Below are 24,870 nucleotides of genomic sequence, written 5' to 3'. Positions count from 1 at the left end.
CCTGTCGTCCGACCGTCGCGCAGAACCTTCGCCCCACCGCACCCCGGTGGGGCGCTTCCGCGCGTCACCGGCACGACCAAGGGGAGGCAGCGATGCCGTACATCGGGGAGATCTGGCGGGTGGAACGGGGCGCCGACGTGGTCGGCGAGATCACCGTCACGGAGGCGGATTTCCCCTGGCTGAACGGCCGTTTCACACCCGGCCCGGCCTTCGCCGAACTGCGGCCGCACTTCGCCCGCGAGCTGGCGCTCAGCGACACCATCGACGACGACCTGGCTGCCTGGGAGGACGCCTACGCCCGTGCCAGCGACGGTGTCCGGCTGATCGCCCCGGAAGGTCCGGTGGCGGAGTTCCTGCTGCACATCGAGGACGATGCGGCGTGGTTCCGCTGGAGCGACGAGCCGTTCCCGGCGGAGTAGCGGGCGAAGCGATGAGTGGAACAGCGAGCGAAGCGGCGAGTGGAACAGCGAGCGGGACAGTGGGCGGATCAGTGAGTGGAACAGCGAGCGGGGCAGTGAGTGGACAGTGAGTGGTGTGACGAGCCGTCCCCGGCGGACTTGTTGAACCCATCAGTCCATCAGTCCATCAGGCTTGCCAGTCGCCCCTCCAGCACCACCAGCAACTCGCTCAGCGCCGAGGAGAGTTCCTCCTGCCGCTGTTCTCCGATGCCCTCCAGCAGCGCGGCCTCGTAACGCAACTGCTCGGGCAGCAGCCGGTCGATGGTCTCCCGCCCCTCCTCCGTGAGGGAGAGATGGGTGACCCGGCGGTCGCGGTCGTCCGGCCGACGGCTGATCAGCCCGCGCTCCTCCAACTGCCGGATGCGTTTGGTGACCGCCGCCCCCGAGGCGAAGGTCTCCCGCGCCACCCGGCCGGGGGTCAGCTCACGATCCATCCGGCGCAGCGTGCCGAGGATGTCGAACTCGGGTCGGGTCAGCCCCGCTCGCCGTAGCGGCGCATCGGCGGCCTGCTGCAACAGCGCGGAACAGCGGTTGAGGCGTCCGATCACCGCCATCGGGCCGGTGTCCAGCCCTGGGTGCACCTGCTGCCACTGGCGCAGCACCCCCGCGACGATGTCCTCGGTCACCCGCACTCTCCTCTCGGCCCCGTCCGTCCGGCCGGCATATCCGGTCGCCCATGCACCTCATTGTGCCTGCCCAGGACCGGTCCGAGGGGCACGTCAGGCGGCCAGTGCGGGTACGGCCAGTCGCCGCACCAGGACCGCCAGCGTCCGGTGCCCCTGCTGTTCGGCGCGGGCGATCCGCTCCTCGGGGAGTGCCCGCTGCCACCACTCGCCGGCCGCCACGTCCACCGCCTCGCGCAGCTCGACCAGGGACCCCGCGAGTCGGTCCCGCGCCCAGCCGGCCTCGCGCGCACCGCCCGCCCCGGTCTGCGGAACCTCTGACCCGCCCTGCGCACCCGCTGCCCCAGTCCGTGCACCCTCCGCCCCGGTCCGCGTACCCTCCGTCCCAGTGCGTGCCGGGGCCGCGCAGGGGCAGGCCGCCAGCAGCCGGGTCGCCGCCACCTCGGCCGCCGCGACCCGCTCCAATGCCAGATCGATCCGGTCGGCGGCCCGCCGGTTGGTGACCAGCACACAGCAGATCAGCCCGACCGCCGCGCCCACCACGGTGTCCAGCCACCGGTCGGCGATCAGCGTGCTGGCCGGCAGCGGCCGGCCGAACTCGGTCAGCAGCAGCGCCATCGGCGTCACGCACACCGACCCGAGCCAGTAGTTCCGGGTGATCGTGGCCTCCGCGCCGAGTTGGAACGCCAGCGCCAGCGCGATCATCGTGACCTGTCCGGTGTGGATCAGGGGGAGCAGCGCGGTGAACAGAACGAGCCCCAGCAGGTTCCCGAGGGTGCGCTGGAAGGCGCGCTGCCACGAGAGCGTGGTGTTGGCCTGGTAGATCGACGCCGCGGTCACCACGGCCCAGTACGGGTGCCCGACCCCCACCGCCAAGGAAGCCCAACCCGCCAGAATGCACCCCACCGCGACCCGCGCGCCGATGGGCAGCAACGGCGAACCCGGCCGGAGCCGCCCGGCCACCGCCCGTACGCCCCGCGGCCGTCCGGGCACCGGGCGCCGCAGCCCGGCCCCGCCCACGCCCCACCCGGAACGGGACCCCGACGCCGTACCGAATTCCGCTGTTGTGCCGAACTCCGCCGCCTTACCGACCCCGACCGCCGTACGGGATTCCGCCGCCGTACAGCCCCCGTCTGCCGTACGAGAGGACTCCACGGCCGGCCAGGACTCAACCGCCATCCGGGGCCCTACAGCCATCCGGGACTCAACCGCCATCCAGGACTCCGCAGTCGTCCGGGACTCAGCCCCCGTCCCGGACCGCAGGGTCATGCCGGGCTCCAGCGCCACACCGGCTTCCCATGCGACCCCGGCCAGTTCCTCGGCTTCCGCGGCGGTCAGCGTCACCTCGGGCAACGACCGCCCGCTCCGGAGCTCCCGCGCCCAGCCGCCGAGCCGTCCGGCCTCCGCCGCGGCGTCCCGCGGGACGCCGCCCAGCGCCGACTCCGCCCGCACCAGCAGCCGCTCCAACCCCGCCCGTGCCGCGGCCTTCGCCGGCGTACGGGTCGGTACCAGGAACAGTGCGTGCCAAGCGGCGTTCACCGCCGCTGCGGTGGCGTGCCGGGCGTGCGCCACCCCGGGGGGTTCCGCGTCCCCGGTCGGCAACGTACCGACGGCGTCCGCCCGCGCCCGCAGCAGCCCGGCGGCGGCCTCCAGCGCCCGCGCGGTGGCGATCCGCTCCGGTCCCTGCGGCCGTACCAGCGCCGGCGCCATGCACACCAGCCAGGCGAACGCCCCGGTGACCAGCGCCAGCGCCGTGTGCGGCAGCACCTCCGCCGGCCGCTGTGGCACGAAGAACGCCGAGGCCGCGATGAACGTCAGGATCAGATTCCCCGGCGGCCCGATCCGCGTCGCGTCGCACACCATCTTGTGCACCGCGGCGACCAGCGAGGCCAGCACCACCAGCACCGCGGCCGAGGTGACCAGCGAGGCCGCGGTCAACGCGACGGCCAGGCTCGCCACCATCCCGAGCACCACCCACGGCAGAGTGCGGGCCCGTGCCGCGTACGGCAGGCCGTGTGCGTACAGCGCGCACATCGCCCCGGCGGAGGTGTAGAGGACCAGGTCGAGTCGTCCCAGTGCGAGCAGCACCAGATCCGGGACGGCCAGTGCCACCACGGCACTGAGCGCCGGCTTGTGCCAGATGTCGACGGGCCGCCGCAACCGCACCGTGCTCCGCACCGGCAACGGCCGGAACCGCACCGCGGCCGCTCGGCCGGGCGCCGTCCTCGTCTTCCACCACTCCGCAGGTCTGGCGTGCTTGGCGTGCTTCCCCATGCCAAAACATTAGCAGGTGTTTTACCTGTAAAAGGTATGTCCCGGGTCACCCCGCGAGCGCGCGACAATAACCCCGTGCCAACCGCGAAGAACGTCAACAACACCAAGGCGACCGAGGCAACCAAGGCCACTAAGGCCACCAAGAACGCCGCGACCGCCAGGAGCACCAAGAGCACCAAGAGTGCGGGGGGTGCCGGTGCCGGGGGTGGCGCCAAAAGCACCGGGAAGGCGGTGCCGGCCGCCGCGCCCGCCTCCCCGGACCGCCGCCGCGAACTCCTGGACACCGCGGCGGAGGTGTTCGCCGCGCAGGGCTACAACGCGACCACCGTCCGGCAGATCGCGGACGCGGCCGGCATGCTCGCGGGCAGCCTCTACTACCACTTCGATTCCAAGGAATCGATGGTCGACGAGATCCTCGCCGCTTTCCTGGACGAGTTGTGGGCCGGCTACGACGCGGTCCTGGCGGGTGGTCTGGGACCGCGGGAGACCATCGAGGCGCTGGTCACCGAGTCGTTCCGGGAGATCGACCGGCACCGCGCCGCGGTCGCGATCTACCAGAAGGAAGCCCGGCACCTCGCCACCCAGCCGCGCTTCGACTACCTCACCGCATCCCGGCGGAAGTTCGAGGAGGCGTGGCTCGGCACGCTGGAGCGCGGGGTGGCCGAGGGCGTCTTCCGCGCCGACCTCGACCTCCGGCTGGCCTACCGCTTCCTCCGCGACACGGTCTGGGTCGCCGCGAGCTGGTACCGCCCGCAGGGCCGACACACCCCCGAGGAAATCGCCCGCCAGTACCTCGCCATGGTCCTCGACGGGATCGCACTCCCCGGGTCCGGGTGACACCGGGCGCCTGACGCCCGTACACGGATGCCTGGCATGCCACATCCGACACGAGGCCCCGCGACGGGATGCATACGACCGGATGCATGCGACGGGATGCATGCAACCGGATGCATGCGACGGGACGCGAGGACCCGCGAGGGGACAGGTACGCACGCGACGGGACAGTGTCCGCGCGGCACGCGGACGTACGACACCAGGGCGTGCAGCACGAGGACGTACGACGCCAGGACGCGGCACGAGGACGCGCGACCCGTCCGCGTCAGCGGGCTGCTGTCAGCAGGCCACGTTCTTGACGTACAGGGCCCGCGGCCCGGTGGTCGTGCCGTACCGCACGTCCTTCGTCACGGCCTTGGGGAGCTGGCCCCGCGAGTCCGCCTGATGCGGGATGACGATGGTGTAGCAGGCCGGCCGCTGGGCGCACAGATTCGTCAGCTGGACGTAACGCTGCCCGCCCTGGCTGAAGAACTTGCGCACCTTCACGCAGCGCGGCACCTGCTCGGCCGCCGCCTGCGTCGCGGTGGCCAGCGTCAGCGAGGCCCCGCACACCGCACCCGCCAGCGCTATCGACATGATCTTCCGCATCCGCATTCCCCCGCTCACTGCGCGGCGACGGTCCACCGCCCGGCCCTCATTCGATGACCGGTCGGCCGCCCGCCCCGCGCATTCTCGGCCTTCTGCTTCCCGACTGTCTGGTTCCCGTTGCCGGCCGCCTGGTCCCCGGCCGCCTGGCCCGGCTGTCTAGCCCCGGCTGTCTAGCCCCGGCTGTCTGGGCTTTCCGTGCCTTCGTCGGCTCCGCCCCATTCTCCACACCCGCACCTCGAATTTCAGCCCCGGGTCGCTGCCTGGAGTTCGTCCACCCGTAGATACGCCAGGGCCTGCCGCGTGAGATCCGCCACGTCGTCCGGCTTGTCCTGCCACGCCCAGTGCTCCATGGCGACCGTCAGCGCATCGATCAACGCACAGGCCAGCAGTCGTACTTCCATGCTGCCCTCGGACGCGCCGGTGCGCGCCGAGAGCACCGGAACCAACTGGTCCTGCATGTCCCGCCCCGCCGCCAGCCACCGCATCCGGATCGCCGGCACGCTACCCATGACGCGGATCAGCCGCCGGGCCTTGTCCGGGTCGGTCAGCCGCCGGGCCGCTGTCGAGTCGTCGAACGCCGCCCGCACCGCGCTGGTCAGCGGCTCGTCGCCGGGCCGGCCGGCGAGCTGCTGCACGAGCACCCCCACGCTGGAGGTCAGTACGGGTGTGAGCGCGTCCTCCTTGGCCGCGCAGTACCGGTAGAAGGTGCGCAGCGAGATCCCGGCCGCCGAGGCGATGTCCTCTACGGTCGTCGCCTCGTACCCCCGCTCGGAGAACAGAGCGGCGGCGGTCTCGGCGATCTCCAGCCGGGTCTCCTGCCGCCGTCGTTCGGTCAACGAGGGCCTGCCTCGCACTGCGGTCATGCGCCTCTCCCACTCCCCGCGGCCACCCGGCCCGGCCCCGCTTGCCCGGCTCTACATATTGTCACCAACAAGCTTCTTGGCACGTCATGCCAAAAAAGCTATCTTGGCCCCGGCTGATCACCCAACACCACCTGCCCCGCCCCGTCCGCACGCCCATCCGCCTGGGCAGCGAGCCGCCCACTACCGCGACACCGCCTGCCCGGCACCACGACGAAGACCGTCCCGCCCGCGCGATCGACCGACCACCTGCCCGACCGCCTGTCCAAGCGCATGCGTGACAGACCGGACACGGCAGAAGGCGCACGAAGGACGACGCATTAGCAACGGCGCACGAGAAACCGAGCACAAGAAGCCGAGCACAACAGACAGGCCAACCGCCGCGGCCCTCCGCATCGACCGACCGCAGGCAACGGTCCACACAAGGAGGCCCGAACGTGCCGGCCCAACCCCACCTGACAGCCTGCGATGTACCGCCCGTCACGGACTGCCCCGTCACGCACCGACCGTGTGGCCCGCCCATGAAGCAGGCCACCTGTCCCGCACCACGTGTCTCGCACCACCTGCCTTGAACCGCCTGCGACGGTCCGTCCACGACGGGCGGACTGTGACAGACCGCCGTGACGGATCGCCCGTGACGGACTGCCCGCGTCGGTCCTCCTGTGACGGTCCGAACCGCGAGGGAACGAAGGACCAACGCACCCAAGGACCAACGCACCAAAGGGCCAAAGGGCCAAAGGGTCAAAGGACCGAGACTGAAGGAGTCGACCATGCCCCGTCGTACCTACCTCGTCACCGGCGCTGCCTCCGGCATCGGCCGGGCCACTGCGGCCCGGCTCCGCGATCGGGGTCACACCGTGATCGGCGCCGATCTCAGGGGCGCCGACATCTCGGCTGACCTCGCCACATCCGCCGGCCGAACCGAACTGGCCGACCGCGCCGGTGAGTTGACCGACGGGCGCCTGGACGCCGTGATCGCCTGCGCCGGACTCGCCCATCCCGACCCCGTCACCCTCCGGGTCAACTACTTCGGCACGGTCGCCACCCTCGAAGGGCTGCGCCCCCTGCTCGCCGCCGGCACCGATCCCCGCGCCGTCCTCGTCTCCTCCGCGGTCACCATCCACCCGTCGGACCCGGCAGTCGTCGACGCCGCACTCGCCGGTGACGAGGACGCGGCCGTCGCCGCCGCCCAGGCGGCCATCGACCGCGGCGAGGGCCACACCGTCTACGGTTCCTCGAAGCACGCCGTTGCCCGCTGGCTGCGCCGCGCTGCCGTCACCGAGGACTGGGCGGGCGCCGGCATCCCGCTCAACGCCGTTGCCCCCGGCACGGTCGTCACACCGATGACCGCACCGCTGCTCGACGACCCCGCGATGCGTGAGGTCATCGATGCCAGCCTGCCGATGCCACTGCACGGCCACGCCCGCCCCGAGCAGATCGCCCCCGTCCTCGCCTGGCTCACCTCCCCGGACAACACCCATGTCACCGGCCAGATCCTCTTCGCCGACGGCGGCGCCGACGCCACCCTGCGCGGCGACACCGGCTGGTGATGCGCCGGACGTAGACGACAGCCGAGCCTCCGAGCATCCGGCATCGGGCTCCGCTCTGGACGACCCTCGACGCCCGGTGCACGGTCCGCCCCCGGGCCTCATGCCGCGCGGAGCTACCACGCCAACGTCGTGGCACCGCCGCTACGCCACCCCTGAGGCACCACCGTCTGACGCCCCACCCCGCCCTGGGCACCAGACGGTGGTGCCTCAGGCCGTTACGAAACTCCCACCCAGAGAAGCACCAGACCTGAAAGAACACCTGCCCTCGGGACATGCGCCCCCACCCTCGACCATGCCCAGTCAGCCCAGTCAGCCCAGTCAGCCCAGTCAGCCCAGTCAGCCCAGTCAGCCCAGTCAGCCCAGTCAGCCCAGTCAGCCCAGTCAGCCCGGTCGGACCGGTTAGCCCAGTAGGGCCAGTCAGTCGTTCCCGGACGGGCGGGCCGCCACCACCTTCAACCCGCGCTCCGCGAACTCCCTACGGGTCTCCTCCGTCACCGCGCCGTCGGTGATGAGGGTGTCGAAGACATCCGCGTCACCCACCCGCGCGAAGCACCGTTCACCGATCTTCGACGAGTCCGCGACGACCACGGCCCGCCGGGCGCGCTCGGCCATGAGCCGGTTGATCCGGGCCTCGGCCTCGTCGTGCACCGTGGCGCCCATCAACGGATCCACGCCGTTGGCCCCGATGAACGCGATGTCGATGGAGATCTGCTGGAGCACCAACTCGCTGAACGGCCCCACCAGTTCATAGGAACGGGAATGCGCCACACCACCCGTGAGCACGATCTTGATCTGCGGTCGGACGGCCAGCTCACTGGCGATGTTCAACGAGTTGGTGACGATGGTCAGATGCGGTTGCGGGCCCGCCTCCGCAAAGTCCGCCCGGGTGGCGAGCACCCGCGCGATCGCGGTGGTCGTCGTCCCACCGCTCAGCCCGACCACGTCCCCTCGCTCGACCAGTCGCGCAGCCGCCTTCGCCACCGCTTCCTTCTCCGCCGACCGGTGTCCCTGCTTGTACCGGATCGGAAGGTCGTACGCCACCGAGCTCAGCACCGCCCCACCCCGGGTACGGACCAGCAGCTGCTGTTCGGCGAGGGTGTCCATGTCGCGCCGCATCGTGGCAGCCGAGACCTCCAGCTCGGTCGCCGCCTCCTCGACCTCCACCCGGCCCCGGTCGCCGAGCAGCTCAAGCAGGGCATTCATTCGTTCATGGCGCTTCATGGCGCGAGCCTAATTCGTTTCCCTGCCCGCACCGCTCCCCGGTCCGCTCCTGCTCCCTCCCCCCTCCCCGCCCACTGACTCATCGCCACTGACCTCTGCCTCTGCCTGGCCCGTCACCTCTGCCCGACCCGTCACCTCTGCTCCCCTCCGCCTGGCCACTCAGTCCTGTCAGCTCGCCCCACCCCCTTGTGCGCCCAAGTGCCGGGGATCAGCCCCGCGGCCAGTCGAGGCACCTGGCCAAGGGTGCTCGCTGGTGCTCCGACAGGTGGTCGCTCGCCGAGCGGGGTCCGTCGTGGGCTGCGCGCGCCGACGCAGACCCAGCCCTGTCCGCCGAGGGCGCATCGCCATGGCGCGGCTCCCCACATCGGGTGTCCCGGATGGGGTGTCCCGGCTCAGGTGTCCCAGGTCAGGTGTCCCGGATCGGGTGTTCCGGGTCAGGTGCCCCTGCAGGAGCTGCCGGGCCGCTGCCGGGCCAGCGGCGCGCAGTCGGCGGGCGCGCCGCTGGTCAGGAGTGCCGCCGACATCGTGGCGACGGCCTCCTCGGTGTGCCGTCCAGAAAGCCGGGCGCAGTCAGCAGGGGTAGCCCGTCCGCGACGGGTGCGGAGAGGTAGTGGTGTCGCGCCGCGGTCCTCTGCTGATTGCGGTGGCCCGCGGCGTGGGCAGCCCGGCCGCGCTGATTCTGGGAGCCGGTCCCGCTGATTCTGGAGGCGGTCCCAGCGGTTCCGGGAGTCGGTAGCGGTGGCCGGGGAGACTCACCCCCGGACCGTGGCCTCCGCCGTCTGCAGAGTGGGCACCGTCACCGGGGTGTTGAGCACCTCCAGCAAACGGGCGGCCTCCTGTGCCACCGCCTCCCGGGCCGGCTTGAGGTACTTCCGGGAGTCGACCAGCGCTGGGTCCGCGTCCAGGGTCCGCCGTATCGAGCCGGTGAAGACGGAGACCAGATGCGTGGAGATATTGATCTTCGTCATTCCCGCGGCGACGGCCCGGCGGAGCTCGTCGTCCGGCACTCCGGACGAGCCGTGCAGTACCAGGGGCACCGGCAGTGCGGTGCGCAGCGCCGCGATCAGCTCCTTGTCGAGCTCGGCGGTGCGCTCACGCATCGCGTGGGAGGAGCCGACGGCGACGGCGAGTGCGTCCACCCCGGTGGCCCGGACGAAGGCCAGGGCCTCCGCGGGGTCCGTCCGCACTCCCGGCGCATGGACCCCGTCCTTCCCGCCGACCTCGCCGAGTTCCGCCTCGACGAAGGCGCCCCGTTCGTGGCACCAGGCGGTGAGTGCGGCGGTCGTGGCGACGTTCTGTTCGTAGGGGAGGGCGGAGGCGTCCACCATGACCGATCCCACGCCGGCGGTGATGCCCTGGTGCACCAACTCCGAGTCGGTGAGGTGATCGAGGTGGACCGCGATCCGGGCTGTGGATCCCTCGGCGAGGGCGAGCGTGGCCCGGGTGATGGGGAGCAGGCTGCCGTGATAGCGGATGCAGTTCTCGCTGATCTGCAGGATCAGTGGGAGGCCGGTGCGCTCGGCGGCGGCTACCAGGGCTTCGGCGGTTTCCAGATGGATGACGTTGAAGGCCGCGGCACCGACCCGCGCGGCACGCGCGGTATCGACGATCGACGCGGTGGGGACGAGGGGCATGGTGTCCTGACTCCCTTGCGGAAGGGGTGAGTTGACGTCGGGGGCGGCTGGGCGGGACTGCGGAAGGGAGTGCCGGGGCGGCGGTGCGCGGCTAGGACGCGGCCGGTTCCTGGAGCATCACGGAGCGGGTCAGGCTGCGCGGATTGTCCGGGTCCAGGCCCCGGGCGCGCGCCCGCTCCAGAGCGACCCGCTGCACCAGCACCAGGTCGGCCAACGGATCCCGGGCATGGGACACGAAGCGCGCTCCGGTCCTTGCCACATCCGCCTCCAGCCCCTCCGGTGCCGGGCCGAAGAGCCAGGTCACCCGGCCGGGAGCGGCTATCGAGATCGGGCCGTGTCGGTACTCCATCGCGGGGTACGACTCCGTCCAACTCTGCGACGCCTCCCGCATCTTGAGCGCCGCCTCGCTGGCCAGGCCGTACGTCCAGCCGGTGCCGAGGAACGCGAACTGCTCGGCGTCCACCCACTCCTTCTCGACCGGTGCCGTCAGCGCCTCCTCGGCGTCGCCCACCGCCCGCGCGACGTCCTCGCCCAGATGGGCGCGCAGCAGCGTCAGCGCCGTGGTCGCGAAGCGGGTCTGCACCACGGACCGCTCGTCCGCGAACGGCAGCGCGACCGTCTCGTCGGACAGCTCGACCGCCGGGGTCTCGGGATCGCCGAGCACCGTCACGGTGGGGATCCGCCCCTTGACCGCCTCCAGCACCCGCAACACCTCGGTCGTCGTCCCCGAGCGGGTGATCGCCACCACCGCGTCGTAGCCGCGGTCGGCGCCGAGGAACGCCTCCGAGGCCGGGAAGGGATCCGTGACGCCCAGGCCCGCGCCTTCGCGCAGGGCCGCGTAGGACTGCGCCATGAACCATGACGTGCCGCAGCCGACGACGGCCACGCGCTGGCCGGCCTTGGGCAGTGGCACATCGCCGGCGCCGATCCGCGCGGCCTCCCGCCACGTCTCCGGCTGGCTGCGCAGCTCCTGCTCCATGTACGAGGTCTCGCTCATGGCCACCCTCCCGTGGTGCGTGCTCGGTGATTGCTGATCGATTGCGCTGACACTGCAACTTTCTGCTTCGCTGGATGCGACTCTACGCAGTTTCGTGCATGCGTTCCATCCCTCGTGCGGGTGATGACGGCAAGGGGGATGCGCAGTTGAGCGGGGATGGGCGGGTGATCGTATGGCGCGAAGTGGGCGTGGCGTGGAGCGAAAAGCGGGTAAGTGACTGTTGACATCTGCGTGAAAGGTGCCTGATATTCGCAAGATCAGTCATGCCGGTGCCCGGTCATGGCCGACGACGCGGTGCCCAGGCGCCCGTCACGCAGTCACGCAGCAAAGACGCTCCGTCGCACAAAGGACTTCCCATGTCCACTGCCCCCCTCTCCACACCGCGCCCGTCGCCCCCCACCCGCCTCCGCACCGGCCGGATGTTCGCCCTCACCGGCGCCGTCGTCGGTGTCATCTACGGCTACGACACCGGCAGCATCTCCGGCGCCCTGGTGTTCCTCAGCAAGGACTTCGACCTCACCGAGACCGAAAAGGGGCTGGTCAACAGCGTTTTGGTGTTCGGGTCGATCCTGGGCGCGCTGATCGGCGGCAAGCTCGCCGACGCCCTGGGACGCCGGGCCGCGATGCTGATCGTCGCCGGCTCGTACGCGGTCTTCGTCGCGCTGTCCGCGGTCGCCCCCACCATCGAGGTGCTCGACGCCGTCCGGTTCCTGCTCGGTGTCGCCATCGGCATCTCGATCGTGGCGGCACCGCTCTATGTCGCCGAATCGACCCCGGCCCGTATCCGGGGTGCCTCGGTAGCCGCCTACCAGGTGGCCACGGTCGTGGGCATCGTCCTCACGTACTTCGTCAACTGGGGCCTGTCCGGCGGTGGTCACTGGCGCTGGATGCTGGGGCTGTCGGCGATCCCCGCGGCGCTCGTCGTGATCCCGCTGCTCCGCCTGCCGGACACCCCCCGCTGGTACGTCCTCAAGGGGCGCACCGAACGTGCCGTCGAGGTCATGGCGATGACCGATCCCGAGGTCGACCCGCGCGCCGAGGTCGCCGCGGTGCGCGCCGCGCTGACGGAGGAGAGCGGCGGCTCGATGCGCTCGCTGCTGCGCAAGCCGTACGCCCGCGCCGCGTTCTTCGTGGTCGGCCTCGGCTTCTTCTGCCAGATCACCGGCATCAACGCCGTGACGTACTACAGCCCGCAGATCTTCGAGGAGATGGGCTTCACCGGCAGCGGCCAGAACTTCCTGCTGCCGTCCTTCGTCGAACTGGCCTCCCTGGCCGCCGCGGTGCTGGCGATCCTCATCATCGACCGCGTCGGCCGCCGGGTGGTGCTGCTCTCCGGGATCGGCACGATGGTGGTGATGCTCGCGGTCCTGACCGCCGTCTTCAGCGCGGGAAAGCTGCACGGTGCCACCACCTGGGTGGGATTCGCCGCGATCCTCCTGTTCACCGCCGCCTTCAACTTCGGCTTCGGAGCGCTGATCTGGGTCTACGCGAGCGAGGCGTTCCCCGCCCAGCTGCGCTCCACGGGGGCTTCGGTGATGCTCACCGCCGACCTGGTCGCCAACCTCCTGATCGCCCAGTTCTTCCCGTCGTTGATGGCGAAGGCGGGGGCCGCCGCGACCTTCGCGGGCCTGGGCGTGCTCGCGCTCGGTGCCCTGGTGTTCGCCGCCTTCACTGCTCCCGAGACCAAGGGCCGCCAGCTGGAGGAGATCCAGGAATACTGGCGCAACGGCGGCCGCTGGCCCACGGAGCCCGCGCCCGGACCGGTCGGCGCCGGGCCGCTAGGCACGGCGGCGTCCCCGGCCTCGCCCTCATAGGCGGCCCGTTGCGGGGCGGCGCGGAACGCGTGCGTCGGTGCGCGGTCGGGCATGCGCCCAGGAGCCCGCGCGGCACACGGCCCGGCCCGCCGGACGGTTCCGACGGACCGGGCCACGATGCGACGGGCGCTCAGGACGGGAGCTGCTGCTGGTATTCCGCCAGGGCCGGTGCGGTCTTGGTCGCGATGAACTCGGTGATCCGGTACTCGCAGGCCCCGGAGCGGACGAACGGGTCCTCGGCCGTGATCTTCTCGGCGGTCGCGCGATCGATCCCGGCGGCGATGATCACGCCCCCGTCACGCGGGTCCTTCCGCCCGGACGCGATGAAGTGCCCGGCCGCGTACTGCTTCTCCAGCCACGCCACGTGGTCCGAGAGGGCGGCGTCGACGCGGTCGAGGGGCGCGGTGTAAGTCAGTTCCAATACGAACATGGTTGCAATATAGAGGAGTGGCTGTTGGGGGCGGAGCGCGGTACGCGACCGTACGCACCCGGTCAGCGGTTCGGTAGCGTTGCGGCCACCATGGACACTTCCGGAATCATCTCCCGTGCCGACGAACTGCGGCACTGGCCGGCGGACGAAGCCGGGGCCCGCGCCGTCCAGGACCGCCTGCGCACCCACGTACGGCTCGACGAGCCCGGCCCGGAACCAGGCTTCGAGGGCACCGTGGTCGGCGTGGACGTCGCCTACGACGACGAGCGGGACGTGGTCGCCGCGGCCGCCGTCGCCCTCGACGCCCGTACCCTCGCGGTCGTCGACCAGGCCACCGCGGTCGGCCCGGTCTCCTTCCCGTACGTCCCCGGGCTGCTCGCCTTCCGGGAGATCCCCACGGTCCTCGACGCGCTGGACCGGCTCGCCCGCACACCCGACCTGGTGGTCTGCGACGGCTACGGGCTGGCCCATCCACGGCGCTTCGGCCTCGCCAGCCACCTCGGGGTACTGACCGGACTGCCCACCATCGGGGTCGCCAAGAACCCCTTCACCTTCCGGTACGAGGCGCCGGGCCCGGAGCGCGGCGCCACCTCGCCCCTGGTGGACGACCGGACGGCGGACGGTGAGCCCGAGGAGGTAGGACGTGCGCTGCGCACCCAACGGGGCGTCAAACCGGTCTTCGTCTCGGTCGGGCACCGGGTGGACCTGGACCGAGCCTGTGCGCACACGCTCCATCTGGCGGCCGCATACCGCCTTCCGGAGTCGACCCGGGCCGCCGACTCCCTGTGCCGCAAGGCCCTGGCGAACGCCTGACGGCCGGCCCGGCTACCCGCGGACCACCCGGAAGGTGATCCCCGCGTCCCGGAGGCGCAGGGTCAGTGCGTCCCCCATGGCCACGGCCGTCGTCACCTGGCCCGCGGTGTCCGGGAGATCGTCGAAGGCCAGGCTGAGTGCTCCCTCGGCGAGCATCTTCGCGGTCTCGTCGTAGCCGGGATCACCGCCCCTGACCTCGGTGACCAGGTGCGCACCGCCGCCCGACGCCACGAACCGCACCGCGAACCAGCTCCGCGCCCGCCGCTCCGGATCGGGCCCCTCGCCCGGTTGCAGCCGACCCGACAACCAACGTCGGGCGGGCGGTACCTGGGCGAGCGCGGACAGCGCCCCCGCGCCCACCACCCCGGCCACCGCCGTCGGCAGCCGGCGCACCCCCGCGTAGTGCCGGTACCGGAAGTCCGGGCCGTAGTGGTCCAGGGCGGCCGCCGAGCGGGCGACGATCTGCGGGTCCAGGGTCGGCAGCGGGACGCCCCAGGTGCCGGTGTCCCGGCTCCTCACGGGTGGCCCGAACGGGGCGCTCACGGTACGGCCCGCGGGCTGCGGTTCGGCCCGTCGACGGGCCCGGGCGGCCCGGGCCATGGCGGCCGGCCGGGAGACCGCGGTGAGCGCGGAGGAGAGCGTCCCGCCGGAGAACGTGGCGTGGGTCCGCACGAAGCCGTCGATGCGCAGCGGAACCCCCTTGGGAAGCAGCCCCACCGTGTAGTGCACGCCCAGGTCGTACGGGACGGAGTCGAAGCCGCAGGCGTGGACGAGCCGCGCCCCGGACGCGCGGGCGGTGGCGTCGTGGCGCAGGTACATCCGGTCGACGAACTCCGCCTCGCCCGTGAGGTCCAGGTAATCGGTGCCGGCCTCGGCACACGCCGCGACCAGGGGCTCGCCGTGCAGCAGATAGGGCCCGACGGTGGTGGCCAGGACGCGGGTGGCGGCGGCGAGCGCGCGCAGCGAGTCCGGGTCGGCGCTGTCGGCCCGGAGCAGCGGGAGGTCCGCGCAGGCCGGGTTGACCGCCGTCAACCGGTCGCGCAGCCGCTCCAGTTTGGTGGTGCTGCGTCCGGCGAGCGCCCAGCGGCAGCCCTCGGGCGCGTGCCGGGCGAGGTACTCCGCGGTGAGCTCACCGGCGAATCCGGTCGCTCCGTACAGGACGAGGTCGTGGTCCCGTCCTGAGGTGTCCTGCCGTGCCATCTGTGTCCTCTCTGGTCCGGGGTCCGGACCCTAGGCAGTTGCCGACGCTACGTCAACGGCAGAACGGGACAGCAGGGTTGCCGGTGGCGGGCCGGTGTGCGTCCGGTCTTGACGCGGTGGGGGAGCACGGCCAGATTCGTCCGGTGAGAGGGGACATCCGACGTCCGGTTTGGTCGGTTACGTACGGCGGGTGGGCCGGGCGGCTTCTGGAGGAGGCCGGTTCCTGTGATGACGCACTCCGCGGACCCGTCGGGCCGGACACCGCGCCGCGCCTGGTACCACGAGGTCGCCCCGCGCCAGTGGAAGGCGCTGGCCGCTGCCTGGATCGGCTATCTCCTGGACGGCTTCGACTTCGTGCTGATCACGCTGGTGCTGACCGAGATCGCCGACGACTTCCGACTGGACACCGCCACCGCCGCCTCCCTGGTCTCCGCCGCCTTCATCACCCGCTGGCTGGGAGGCGCGCTCCTGGGCGCGATGAGCGACCGCCACGGCCGCAGAACCGCCATGATCGCCAGCATCCTGCTCTACTCGCTCGCCACCTTCGCCTGCGGGTTCGCCTGGGACTACACCAGTCTGTTCGCCGCCCGACTGGTGATCGGGCTGGGCATGGCGGGGGAGTACAGCACCAGCGTGACGTACGTCCTGGAGAGCTGGCCGGCCCGGCTCCGCAACCGGGCCTCCGGATTCCTGATCTCCGGCTACGCGGGCGGCACGGCCGTCGCGGCCCAGCTCTACGCCTGGGTGGTGCCCGCATGGGGCTGGCGCTGGATGTTCTGGATCGGCGTACTGCCCGTAGTGGTCGCCCTGTGGATGCGCCGGTCGCTGCCGGAAGCCGGGGACCGGCAGACCGAGGTCGCCACCGCGGCCGGAGGAGGCGGGGCGGCGACTCCGGAACGCCCGAACCCGTTCCGGCCGCTGCCCACCGGCCGCCTCCGCCGCCGGGGCAACGTCGCGCTGGCGGCGATCGCCTCGGTCGCGCTGTTCTGCGCCTTCACACCGTTCGGTGCGGGGTTCGTGCCGTGGTCGGCCGCGGTCGCCGCGCTGTGCCTGGTCGCCTTCGCCGCACAACTGGGCGGGCGCCGCGGCTGGCTGCTGTACGTCTCCTTGATGGTGACGGTGTTCTGCGCGTTCCTCTACAGCTGGCCGGTGCAGGCTCTGCTGCCCACCTACCTCAAGACCGACCTGGGATACCCGCCCGCGCAGGTCGGCGACGTGATGTTCGTCGCGGGCTTCGGTGCCATGGCCGGCTGCTGGCTCGCCGGGTTCACCGGCGATCTGCTCGGGACCCGGCGCGCCTATGCGTACACCCTGCTGGCCTCAATGGCGTTCGTGTTCCCGGTGTTCGCGGTGCGCGGGAGTCTGGTGGGGCTGGGGGTGCTGATCTTCGTCCTGCTGGCGCTGGGGCAGGGCATCTCCGGGATCCTGCCGAAGTACATCGCGGGGCACTTCCCGACCGCGACCCGCGCCGCATCGCTGGGCTTCGTCTACAACGTGGGGGCGCTGGGCGGCGCCGTGGCGCCGGTCCTCGGGGCGCAACTCGCCCGCGGCATGCCCCTTGGGCGGGCGCTGGCGGTCCTCACCTTCGGGCTGACGCTGCTGGTCGTCGTCCTGGTGGGCGGCGACGTCCCGCGGCGACTGGCGCGGCTGGTGGACCATCAGGTGCCCGGCGACCACCTCGTGCCGGGGGCGGAGGGCGGTGCGGGCGCGGAGCGGGTGGGTGGGCCGGATACCGCGCGTGGGGAGTCGTCGGCCGGTGCGGCGTAGCGGTGGTGGCGCACGCCGGCCGGGACGGTGTCGCCGTGCGCGGACGCGGCCGGGCTCACTCCGTGCTGTCGCCGTGCCGCCCCAGCGCCACCCCGCGGACGCCCTCCAACTCGGTCAGCGCCTCCACCAGGGGATGCGCGGAACCCTTGCCCTCCAGGCGGAGCAGTACCTCGGCCGCCACTCGGGCGTCGTCCGGATGGGCCTCCACCTGGACGTCGGTGACCCGGAACCCGCTGCCGGCGCACAGCTCCAACATCCTCCCGAGCAGCCCGTGTTGCGCCCGGTAGGTGAGGCGCAGCTCTATCCGGTCGAAGGACGGCCCCGCGGCGATCCGCTCCGACACCTTGGAGAAGCCGCGCACGACCAGGAAGTGCACCGCCGTCGCGCCGATCGCGAGCAGCGGCAGCCCACCGCCGCACGCCATGCCGATGGCGCAGGTCAGCCAGATGGTCGCGGCCGTCGTCAGACCCCGGACCGCGTCCTTGCGCACGAAGATCAGTCCACCGCCGATGAAGCCGATACCGGAAACGACCTGCGCGGCGACCCGGGACGGGTCCAACGCCACGCCCTCCGTGCCCAGCAGCGAGCCGAAGCCGTGGATCGACACTTCCATGAAGAGGGCGCTGCCCACCCCGACGAGGGTGTGAGTGCGCAACCCGGCGCTCTTCTGCCGGGCCTCCCGCTCCAACCCGATCAGCGAGGACAGCAACAGGGCTATGGCCAGCTCGGCGAACTGACGCAACCCCTGGCCGGCGTGGACGTCGAACAGTGCGGCGGCGAGGTGTGACATGACGGCATTGTCCCTCCGCCGGACCGACGTCCGGCGCTCCGCGGGCCGTTGTCAGTGGTCGCGGTTAGCGTTGAGGTCGATGGGCTGCGCGGGCGTACGCGCGGCCCGCCGAAGGCACCGCGGGCGGTGTCGGACGGGGGAGCGGACATGGAGGGCGGCATGGCGAAGGCGGCACGGCCGAGGACGGCACCGGTGCGGGCGCGGGCCGGCGCGCTCCGCCTTCGGATAGCCCCTGAGCTGCTCATCGACCGGCTCGGCGGGGGATAGCGGCGCGGCGGCAGCAGGCGCGCGAAGGCCCGTGGCGGCGATGGCAGTTGAGCATCGTCGCCACGGGCCTTTGCCGTGCATGGCCACTTGGTACGGGGGGCTTGTGGAAAATGGAACACGTTCTTAACATCACGAGTGTTACATCAGAAGTGTCACAGTGCGGAAGGCGTGGGGCGCGATGACGCAGTCAGGGAACGGCCCGCTGAGCGGGGTGCGGGTGCTGGAGCTCGCCGGCATCGGCCCCGGCCCGTTCGCGGCCATGCTGCTGGCCGACCTCGGCGCCGACGTCGTCCGGGTCGACCGACCCGGCGGCGCCGGACTGGGCATCGACCCGGCGTCCGACATCACCAACCGCAACAAGCGCTCGGTGCTGGTCGACCTGAAGCAGCCCGCCGGGGTCGGCCAGGTCCTCGACCTGGCCGAGCGCGCCGACGTCCTGATCGAGGGATACCGACCGGGAGTGGCCGAGCGGCTGGGCATCGGACCCGAGCCCTGCCTGGCGCGCAACCCCCGCCTGGTCTACGGCCGGATGACCGGCTGGGGCCAGCAAGGACCGCTCTCCGGCACCGCCGGGCACGACATCGGCTACATCGCCATCACCGGCGCCCTCGGCATGATCGGCCCGCCCGACGGCCCGCCCGCCATCCCCGCCAATCTGCTCGGCGACTACGCCGGCGGCTCCCTCTACCTCGTCATCGGCGTCCTCGCGGCCCTCCAGCACGCCCGCACCGAGGGCGGGACGGGCCAGGTCGTGGACGCCGCGATCGTCGACGGTACGGCCCACCTGACGGCGATGATCCACGGCATGCTGGCGGCCGGCGGCTGGCAGGACCGGCGGGGCGCCAATCTGCTCGACGGCGGCACGCCGTTCTACGGCGCCTACGAGACCGCCGACGGCGGCTACATGGCCGTCGGCGCACTGGAGCAGCGGTTCTACGCGGAGTTCATCCACCTGCTCGGCATCGAGGACGACGCCCCCGGCCGGGACGACCTCGCCGCCTGGGACGGCCTCCGCACCGCCATCGCCGCCCGGTTCCGGACCCGTACGCGGGACGAGTGGACCGCAGTCTTCCAGGAGTCCGACGCCTGCGTGGCGCCGGTGCTCTCCCTGCGCGAGGCCCCCGGGCACCCGCACCTCGCCGCCCGCGGCACCTTCACCGAGCACGCCGGCCTCACCCAGCCCGCCCCCGCGCCCCGTTTCTCGGCCACCCCGGGGACCCTCCGCAGACCTCCCGCCCGCCCCGGAGCGGACACCGAAGAGGTCGCCCGCGACTGGCGCGCGCCCAGCCTCGCCACCCCGGCCGGCGACCCGCGCCGCACCGAGCGGAAGGAAACGGCCCGCTGATGGAACTCTCCACCACCCTCCAGCACGCGACCGGTCCGCACCGCGCCGCCGAAGCGGCCGCCGCCCTCGATCGCCCCGGACCGGACGCCATCCGGGTCGCCGACGCCCACGGCTTCGACTCGCCCACCCTCATGGGCTTCCTGACCGCCCGCACTGAGCACGCCTGCACCGAGCACGCCCGCACCGAGCACGCCCGGATCGGCTCGGCGATCCTCAACGTCTACTCCCGCACCCCTGCCCCGATCGCCCAGACCGCCGCCGGGCTCGACGCCGTCTCCGGCGGCCGCGCCCTGCTCGGCCCGGGCGCCTCGGGCCACAGGCCATCGAGGGCTGGCACGGCAAGGCGTACGACCTCGCCGTCGCCTACGGCTACGAGCAGGCCGCGCACGCCATCCAGTAGCTCTACCTCGCCGGCCGGAAGCGCGAGGCCGAGGCCGCGGTACCGGACGCGTTCTGCGAACAGGTGTCGCTGTGCGGGGCCCGAGGGATACGTCCGGGAGCGCAGCGAGATGCGGATCCCCCCGGCCGAAGGCTGGGGGAGGATCGCCGCCTCCCCGGAGGCCGGCGTGACGATGCTCGACGTCCAGCCCATAGGCCCCGATCCCGCCAAGCTCATCGAGACCGTCCGGAACTGACTCTGAGGGGACCGGGCGACACCAGCGCCCTCCAGGCGACGCCCCGGACCCCGGCCGAGCAGCCCCGCCGACCGCCAGGACCACCCCCGAAGGGACAGCAGAGTGAAGCGCCAGATCTTCACCGAGGACCACGACGCCTTCCGCGAGACGGTGCGCACCTTCCTCGCCAAGGAGGTGACGCCGCATTACGAGCAGTGGGAGAAGGACGGCATCGTCAGTCGGGACGCCTGGCGGGCGGCCGGCCGGCAGGGGCTGCTGGGCCTGGCCGTGCCCGAGGAGTACGGCGGCGGGGGCACCACCGACTTCCGCTACAGCGCGGTCCTGGCCGAGGAGTTCACCCGCGCCGGCAGCCCGGGCTTCGCCATCGGGCTGCACAACGACATCATCGGCCCCTATCTGACGTCGCTCGCCACCGACGAGCAGAAGCGCCGCTGGCTGCCCGGCTTCTGCAGCGGCGAGACCATCACCGCCATCGCGATGACCGAGCCCGGCGCCGGCTCCGACCTCCAGGGCATCCGCACCTCCGCCGAGGACCGCGGCGACCACTGGATCCTCAACGGCTCCAAGACCTTCATCTCCAACGGCATCCTCGCCGACCTCGTCATCGTCGTCGCCAAGACCACCCCCGAGGGCGGCGCACACGGCCTGAGCCTGCTGGTCGTCGAACGCGGTACGGAGGGCTTCGAGCGCGGCCGCAACCTCGACAAGATCGGCCAGAAGTCCCAGGACACCGCCGAGCTGTTCTTCAACGACGTGCGGGTCCCCAAGGAGAACCTCCTCGGCGAGCTCAACGGCGCCTTCGTGCACCTGATGACCAACCTCGCCCAGGAGCGGATGGCGATAGCGATCGCCGGAATAGCCGCCGCCGAGCACCTGCTGGAGATCACCACCCGGTACGTCAAGGAGCGTGAGGCGTTCGGCCGGCCGCTCGCCAAGCTCCAGCACATCCGGTTCGAGATCGCCGAGATGGCCACCGAGTGCGCGGTCACCCGCACCTTCCTCGACCGCTGCATCGCCGACCACTCCGAGGGCACCCTCGACGCCGTGCACGCCTCCATGGCCAAGTGGTGGGCCACCGAACTCCAGAAGCGGGTGGCCGACCGCTGTCTCCAACTCCACGGCGGATACGGCTACATGGCCGAATATCCCGTCGCCCGGGCCTTCACCGACGGCCGCATACAGACCATCTACGGAGGGACGACCGAGATCATGAAGGAGATCATCGGCCGCTCCCTGCTCGGCTGACCCTCCCCGACTGTGTCTTCCCGGGGCCCTGACCTCAGCGGTCGACACCGCGGCCCCCGACCCCAGGCCGGAAAGAAAGGCTTTCCTGTGAGCACCGAAGCGTATGTGTACGACGCGATCCGCACCCCCCGCGGTCGCGGCAAGGCCAATGGCGCACTGCACGGCACCAAGCCGATCGACCTGGTCGTCGGCCTGATCCACGAAGTGCGGCGGCGCTTCCCCGACCTGGACCCGGCCGCGATCGACGACATCGTGCTCGGCGTCGTCGGACCGGTCGGCGACCAGGGCTCGGACATCGCCCGGATCGCCGCCATCGCCGCCGGCCTGCCCGACACCGTCGCCGGCGTCCAGGAGAACCGCTTCTGTGCCTCCGGCCTCGAAGCCGTCAACATGGCGGCGGCCAAGGTCCGTTCGGGCTGGGAGGACCTGGTCCTGGCGGGCGGCGTGGAGTCGATGTCGCGGGTGCCGATGGCCTCCGACGGCGGCGCCTGGTTCGCCGACCCGATGACCAACTTCGACACCGGCTTCGTCCCGCAGGGCATCAGCGCCGACCTCATCGCCACCATCGAGGGCTACTCCCGCCGCGACGTCGACGAGTTCGCCGCGCTGTCCCAGGAGCGGGCCGCCGCGGCCTGGAAGGACGGCCGCTTCGAGCGTTCCGTCGTCCCCGTGCGGGACCGCAACGGCCTGCTCGTCCTCGACCACGACGAGCACCTGCGCCCCGGCACCACCGCCGACTCCCTCGCGGCCCTGAAGCCCTCCTTCGCCGCCATCGGCGACGCCGGCGGCTTCGACGCGGTCGCCCTCCAGAAGTACCACTGGGTCGAGAAGATCGACCACGTCCACCACGCCGGCAACTCCTCCGGCATCGTGGACGGCGCGGCCCTGGTCGCCATCGGCTCCAAGGAGGTCGGCGAGCGCTACGGTCTCACCCCGCGGGCCCGCATCGTCTCCGCCGCGGTGTCCGGCTCCGAGCCGACGATCATGCTCACCGGCCCCGCGCCCGCCAGCCGCAAGGCCCTGGCCAAGGCCGGACTGACCATCGACGACATCGACCTGGTCGAGATCAACGAGGCGTTCGCCGCGGTCGTCCTCCGCTTCGTCAAGGACATGGGCCTCAGCCTGGACAAGGTCAACGTCAACGGCGGCGCGATCGCCCTGGGGCACCCCCTCGGCGCCACCGGCGCGATGATCCTCGGCACCCTCGTCGACGAGCTGGAGCGGCAGGACAAGCGCTACGGCCTGGCCACCCTCTGCGTCGGCGGCGGCATGGGCGTCGCCACCGTCATCGAGCGCCTCTGACCCCTCGTCCCACCCACTACGGAGTACCAACCATGAGCGAATCCGCTGCTGCGTCGACCATCCGCTGGGAACAGGACGAGACCGGCGTCGTCACCCTGGTCCTGGACGACCCCGACCAGTCCGCCAACACCATGAACAACGCCTTCAAGACCTCCCTCACCGCGGTCGCCGACCGCCTGGAGGCCGAGAAGGACAGCATCCGCGGCATCATCTTCACCTCCGCCAAGAAGACCTTCTTCGCCGGCGGCGACCTGCGCGACCTGATCGCCGTCACCCCCGCCCAGGCACAGCAGGCGTTCGAGGCCGGCAACGGCATCAAGCGCGACCTGCGCCGGATCGAGACGCTCGGCAAGCCCGTGGTCGCCGCCATCAACGGCGCGGCCCTGGGCGGCGGTTACGAGATCGCCCTGGCCTGTCACCACCGTGTCGCCCTGGACACCCCCGGCACCAAGATCGGCCTCCCCGAGGTGACCCTCGGCCTGCTGCCCGCCGGCGGCGGCGTCACCCGCACCGTCCGGCTGCTGGGCATCACCGACGCGCTGCTGAAGGTGCTCCTCCAGGGCACCCAGTACAACGCCACCCGCGCCAAGGACAACGGGCTGATCCACGAGGTCGCCGAGACCCCCGACGAACTGCTCGCCAAGGCCCGGGAGTTCATCGACGCCCACCCCGAGTCCCAGCAGCCCTGGGACGTCAAGGGCTACCGGATCCCCGGCGGCACCCCGGCGCACCCGAAGTTCGCCGCCAACCTCCCGGCGTTCCCCGCCAACCTCAAGAAGCAGCTGGCCGGCGCCCCCTACCCGGCGCCGCGGAACATCCTCGCCGCGGCCGTCGAGGGATCCCAGGTCGACTTCGAGTCCGCCCAGACCATCGAGGCGCGCTACTTCGTCGAGCTGGTCACCGGCCAGGTCTCCAAGAACATGATCCAGGCGTTCTTCTTCGACCTCCAGGCCGTCAACTCCGGTGCCAACCGCCCCAAGGACATCGCGCCGCGCACGGTCCGGAAGGCCGCCGTCCTCGGCGCCGGCATGATGGGCGCCGGGATCGCCTACGCCTGCGCCAAGGCCGGCATCGAGGTCGTCCTCAAGGACGTCACCTTGGAGGCGGCCCAGCGGGGCAAGGAGTATTCCGCGGGGCTGCTCGACAAGGCACTGACCAGGGGGCGGACGACCGAGGCACAGCGCGACGAGCTGCTGGCGCGGATCACGCCCACCGCCGAGCCCGCCGACCTCGCCGGCTGCGACGCGGTCATCGAGGCGGTCTTCGAGGACGTCGCCCTCAAGCACAAGGTGTTCAAGGAGATCCAGCACGTCATCGAGCCCGATGCGCTGCTGTGCTCCAACACCTCCACCCTGCCCATCACGCTGCTGGCCGAAGGCGTCGAGCGGGACACCGACTTCATCGGCCTGCACTTCTTCTCGCCGGTCGACAAGATGCCGCTGGTCGAGATCATCAAGGGCGAGCGGACCGGTGACGAGGCGCTGGCCCGCGCGTTCGACCTGGTCCGCCAGATCCGCAAGACCCCGATCGTCGTCAACGACTCGCGCGGCTTCTTCACCTCCCGCGTCATCGGCCACTTCATCAACGAGGGCGTGGCGATGATCGGCGAGGGCCTCGACCCCGCCTCGGTCGAACAGGCCGCGGCCCAGGCCGGCTACCCGGCCAAGGTGCTGTCCTTGATGGACGAGCTGACCCTCACCCTCCCGCGCAAGATCCGCAACGAGACCAGGCGCGCAATCGAGGAGGCCGGCGGCACCTGGCAGCCGCACCCGGCCGACGCCGTCCTCGACCGCATGGTGGACGAGTTCGAGCGCCCCGGCCGCAGCGGCGGCGCGGGCTTCTACGACTACGGCGACGACGGCAGGCGGGCCGGCCTGTGGCCCGGGCTGCGCGAGCACTTCCAGAGGGCCGGCGCCGCCGTCCCGTTCCGGGACATGCAGGAGCGGATGCTGTTCTCCGAGGCGCTGGACACCGTCCGCTGCCTGGAGGAGGGCGTGCTGACCTCCGTCGCCGACGCCAACATCGGCTCCATCTTCGGCATCGGCTTCCCGGGCTGGACCGGTGGCGTGCTCCAGTACATCAACGGCTACGAAGGGGGCCTGCCCGGGTTCGTGGCCCGTGCCCGCGAGCTCCAGGCGGCCTACGGCGACCGGTTCGCGCCCTCCGCGCTGCTGGTCGAAAAGGCCGAGCGGGGCGAGAAGTTCAGCGACTGAGCCGGACGTG

20 protein-coding genes and 1 pseudogene are annotated in these 24,870 nt (G+C 71.8%); 11 read left to right on the top strand and 10 right to left on the bottom strand.

The window, feature by feature from the left end; all coding sequences use genetic code 11:
• Nucleotides 1–92 precede the first annotated feature (92 nt).
• Nucleotides 93–419, top strand: coding sequence for a hypothetical protein (locus tag ACFVT2_RS03555; protein ID WP_390011577.1), 327 nt, complete (start codon nt 93–95; stop codon nt 417–419).
• A 158-nt stretch (nt 420–577) separates the two neighbouring features.
• On the opposite strand, the gene ACFVT2_RS03550 is transcribed toward ACFVT2_RS03555, so the two are convergent.
• Complete coding sequence (locus tag ACFVT2_RS03550) at nt 578–1,084, bottom strand: MarR family winged helix-turn-helix transcriptional regulator (RefSeq protein ID WP_100600194.1); 507 nt, start codon at nt 1,082–1,084, stop codon at nt 578–580.
• 93 nt (nt 1,085–1,177) lie between these two features.
• Nucleotides 1,178–3,355 carry an FUSC family protein gene (locus tag ACFVT2_RS03545; RefSeq protein WP_390011573.1) on the bottom strand — a complete coding sequence of 726 codons (2,178 nt, stop codon included), beginning with the start codon at nt 3,353–3,355 and terminating at the stop codon, nt 1,178–1,180.
• 231 nt (nt 3,356–3,586) lie between these two features.
• On the opposite strand from ACFVT2_RS03545, the gene ACFVT2_RS03540 reads away from it, so the two are divergent.
• Entirely contained in the window at nt 3,587–4,192 is a 606-nt protein-coding gene (locus ACFVT2_RS03540) for a TetR/AcrR family transcriptional regulator (RefSeq protein WP_390012226.1), read from the top strand.
• 276 nt (nt 4,193–4,468) lie between these two features.
• Here ACFVT2_RS03540 and ACFVT2_RS03535 read toward each other — a convergent pair whose 3' ends face one another.
• Both ACFVT2_RS03535 and ACFVT2_RS03530 read right to left on the bottom strand, forming a co-directional pair.
• Nucleotides 4,469–4,777 (bottom strand): hypothetical protein, encoded by a 309-nt coding sequence (locus tag ACFVT2_RS03535; RefSeq protein ID WP_390011570.1) that lies wholly within the window; start codon nt 4,775–4,777, stop codon nt 4,469–4,471.
• Nucleotides 4,778–5,019: 242 nt separating this feature from the next.
• Entirely contained in the window at nt 5,020–5,640 is a 621-nt protein-coding gene (locus ACFVT2_RS03530) for a TetR/AcrR family transcriptional regulator (RefSeq protein ID WP_390011567.1), read from the bottom strand.
• 767 nt (nt 5,641–6,407) lie between these two features.
• On the opposite strand from ACFVT2_RS03530, the gene ACFVT2_RS03525 reads away from it, so the two are divergent.
• On the top strand, nt 6,408–7,187 hold the full coding sequence (locus ACFVT2_RS03525; protein ID WP_390011564.1) for an SDR family oxidoreductase: 780 nt from the start codon (nt 6,408–6,410) through the stop codon (nt 7,185–7,187).
• Between the two features lie 417 nt (nt 7,188–7,604).
• Here the strand turns inward: ACFVT2_RS03525 and ACFVT2_RS03520 are convergent, their stop codons facing one another.
• From ACFVT2_RS03520 to ACFVT2_RS03510, 3 genes are all read right to left on the bottom strand, one after another.
• A complete protein-coding gene (locus ACFVT2_RS03520) occupies nt 7,605–8,408 on the bottom strand; it encodes a DeoR/GlpR family DNA-binding transcription regulator (protein WP_390011561.1) in 804 nt (267 codons plus the stop codon).
• A gap of 752 nt (nt 8,409–9,160) precedes the next feature.
• Nucleotides 9,161–10,042 (bottom strand): class II fructose-bisphosphate aldolase, encoded by an 882-nt coding sequence (locus ACFVT2_RS03515; protein ID WP_390011558.1) that lies wholly within the window; start codon nt 10,040–10,042, stop codon nt 9,161–9,163.
• 91 nt (nt 10,043–10,133) lie between these two features.
• Nucleotides 10,134–11,039 (bottom strand): SIS domain-containing protein, encoded by a 906-nt coding sequence (locus ACFVT2_RS03510; RefSeq protein WP_390011555.1) that lies wholly within the window; start codon nt 11,037–11,039, stop codon nt 10,134–10,136.
• A 356-nt stretch (nt 11,040–11,395) separates the two neighbouring features.
• Here ACFVT2_RS03510 and ACFVT2_RS03505 point away from each other — a divergent pair, with 356 nt between their 5' ends.
• Nucleotides 11,396–12,853, top strand: a complete 1,458-nt coding sequence (locus ACFVT2_RS03505; RefSeq protein ID WP_390011552.1) for a sugar porter family MFS transporter — start codon at nt 11,396–11,398, stop codon at nt 12,851–12,853.
• A gap of 130 nt (nt 12,854–12,983) precedes the next feature.
• Here the strand turns inward: ACFVT2_RS03505 and ACFVT2_RS03500 are convergent, their stop codons facing one another.
• Entirely contained in the window at nt 12,984–13,283 is a 300-nt protein-coding gene (locus tag ACFVT2_RS03500) for a YciI family protein (RefSeq protein ID WP_390011550.1), read from the bottom strand.
• Between the two features lie 90 nt (nt 13,284–13,373).
• Between ACFVT2_RS03500 and ACFVT2_RS03495 the strand changes: the two genes are divergently transcribed.
• The gene (locus tag ACFVT2_RS03495; RefSeq protein ID WP_390011547.1) at nt 13,374–14,096 is read left to right on the top strand and encodes an endonuclease V; all 723 of its coding nucleotides are present in this window, start codon (nt 13,374–13,376) and stop codon (nt 14,094–14,096) included.
• 12 nt (nt 14,097–14,108) lie between these two features.
• Here ACFVT2_RS03495 and ACFVT2_RS03490 read toward each other — a convergent pair whose 3' ends face one another.
• A complete protein-coding gene (locus tag ACFVT2_RS03490) occupies nt 14,109–15,296 on the bottom strand; it encodes a saccharopine dehydrogenase family protein (protein ID WP_390011544.1) in 1,188 nt (395 codons plus the stop codon).
• Nucleotides 15,297–15,524: 228 nt separating this feature from the next.
• On the opposite strand from ACFVT2_RS03490, the gene ACFVT2_RS03485 reads away from it, so the two are divergent.
• Nucleotides 15,525–17,063: a sialate:H+ symport family MFS transporter gene (locus tag ACFVT2_RS03485; RefSeq protein ID WP_390011542.1), complete on the top strand. Its 1,539-nt coding sequence runs from the start codon at nt 15,525–15,527 to the stop codon at nt 17,061–17,063.
• A gap of 55 nt (nt 17,064–17,118) precedes the next feature.
• On the opposite strand, the gene ACFVT2_RS03480 is transcribed toward ACFVT2_RS03485, so the two are convergent.
• Complete coding sequence (locus tag ACFVT2_RS03480; protein WP_390011539.1) at nt 17,119–17,853, bottom strand: MgtC/SapB family protein; 735 nt, start codon at nt 17,851–17,853, stop codon at nt 17,119–17,121.
• A 445-nt stretch (nt 17,854–18,298) separates the two neighbouring features.
• On the opposite strand from ACFVT2_RS03480, the gene ACFVT2_RS03475 reads away from it, so the two are divergent.
• The 5 genes and pseudogenes from ACFVT2_RS03475 to ACFVT2_RS03455 all read left to right on the top strand — a co-directional run bounded on the left by ACFVT2_RS03475 (nt 18,299) and on the right by ACFVT2_RS03455 (nt 24,860).
• On the top strand, nt 18,299–19,465 hold the full coding sequence (locus ACFVT2_RS03475; protein ID WP_390011536.1) for a CaiB/BaiF CoA transferase family protein: 1,167 nt from the start codon (nt 18,299–18,301) through the stop codon (nt 19,463–19,465).
• A pseudogene (locus ACFVT2_RS03470) lies at nt 19,465–20,100 on the top strand (LLM class flavin-dependent oxidoreductase). The gene ACFVT2_RS03475 and the pseudogene ACFVT2_RS03470 overlap by 1 nt, the downstream one beginning before the upstream one ends.
• A 102-nt stretch (nt 20,101–20,202) precedes the next feature.
• Nucleotides 20,203–21,345 carry an acyl-CoA dehydrogenase family protein gene (locus ACFVT2_RS03465; RefSeq protein ID WP_390011533.1) on the top strand — a complete coding sequence of 381 codons (1,143 nt, stop codon included), beginning with the start codon at nt 20,203–20,205 and terminating at the stop codon, nt 21,343–21,345.
• Nucleotides 21,346–21,432: 87 nt separating this feature from the next.
• On the top strand, nt 21,433–22,647 hold the full coding sequence (locus ACFVT2_RS03460) for an acetyl-CoA C-acetyltransferase (RefSeq protein ID WP_390011530.1): 1,215 nt from the start codon (nt 21,433–21,435) through the stop codon (nt 22,645–22,647).
• A 32-nt stretch (nt 22,648–22,679) separates the two neighbouring features.
• Nucleotides 22,680–24,860: a 3-hydroxyacyl-CoA dehydrogenase NAD-binding domain-containing protein gene (locus ACFVT2_RS03455; protein ID WP_390011527.1), complete on the top strand. Its 2,181-nt coding sequence runs from the start codon at nt 22,680–22,682 to the stop codon at nt 24,858–24,860.
• The last annotated feature ends 10 nt before the right edge of the window (nt 24,861–24,870 follow it).

Source organism: Streptomyces sp. NPDC058000 (assembly GCF_042886435.1).
Taxonomy (GTDB): domain Bacteria; phylum Actinomycetota; class Actinomycetes; order Streptomycetales; family Streptomycetaceae; genus Streptomyces.
This window is presented reverse-complemented; position numbering and strand designations above follow the sequence as displayed.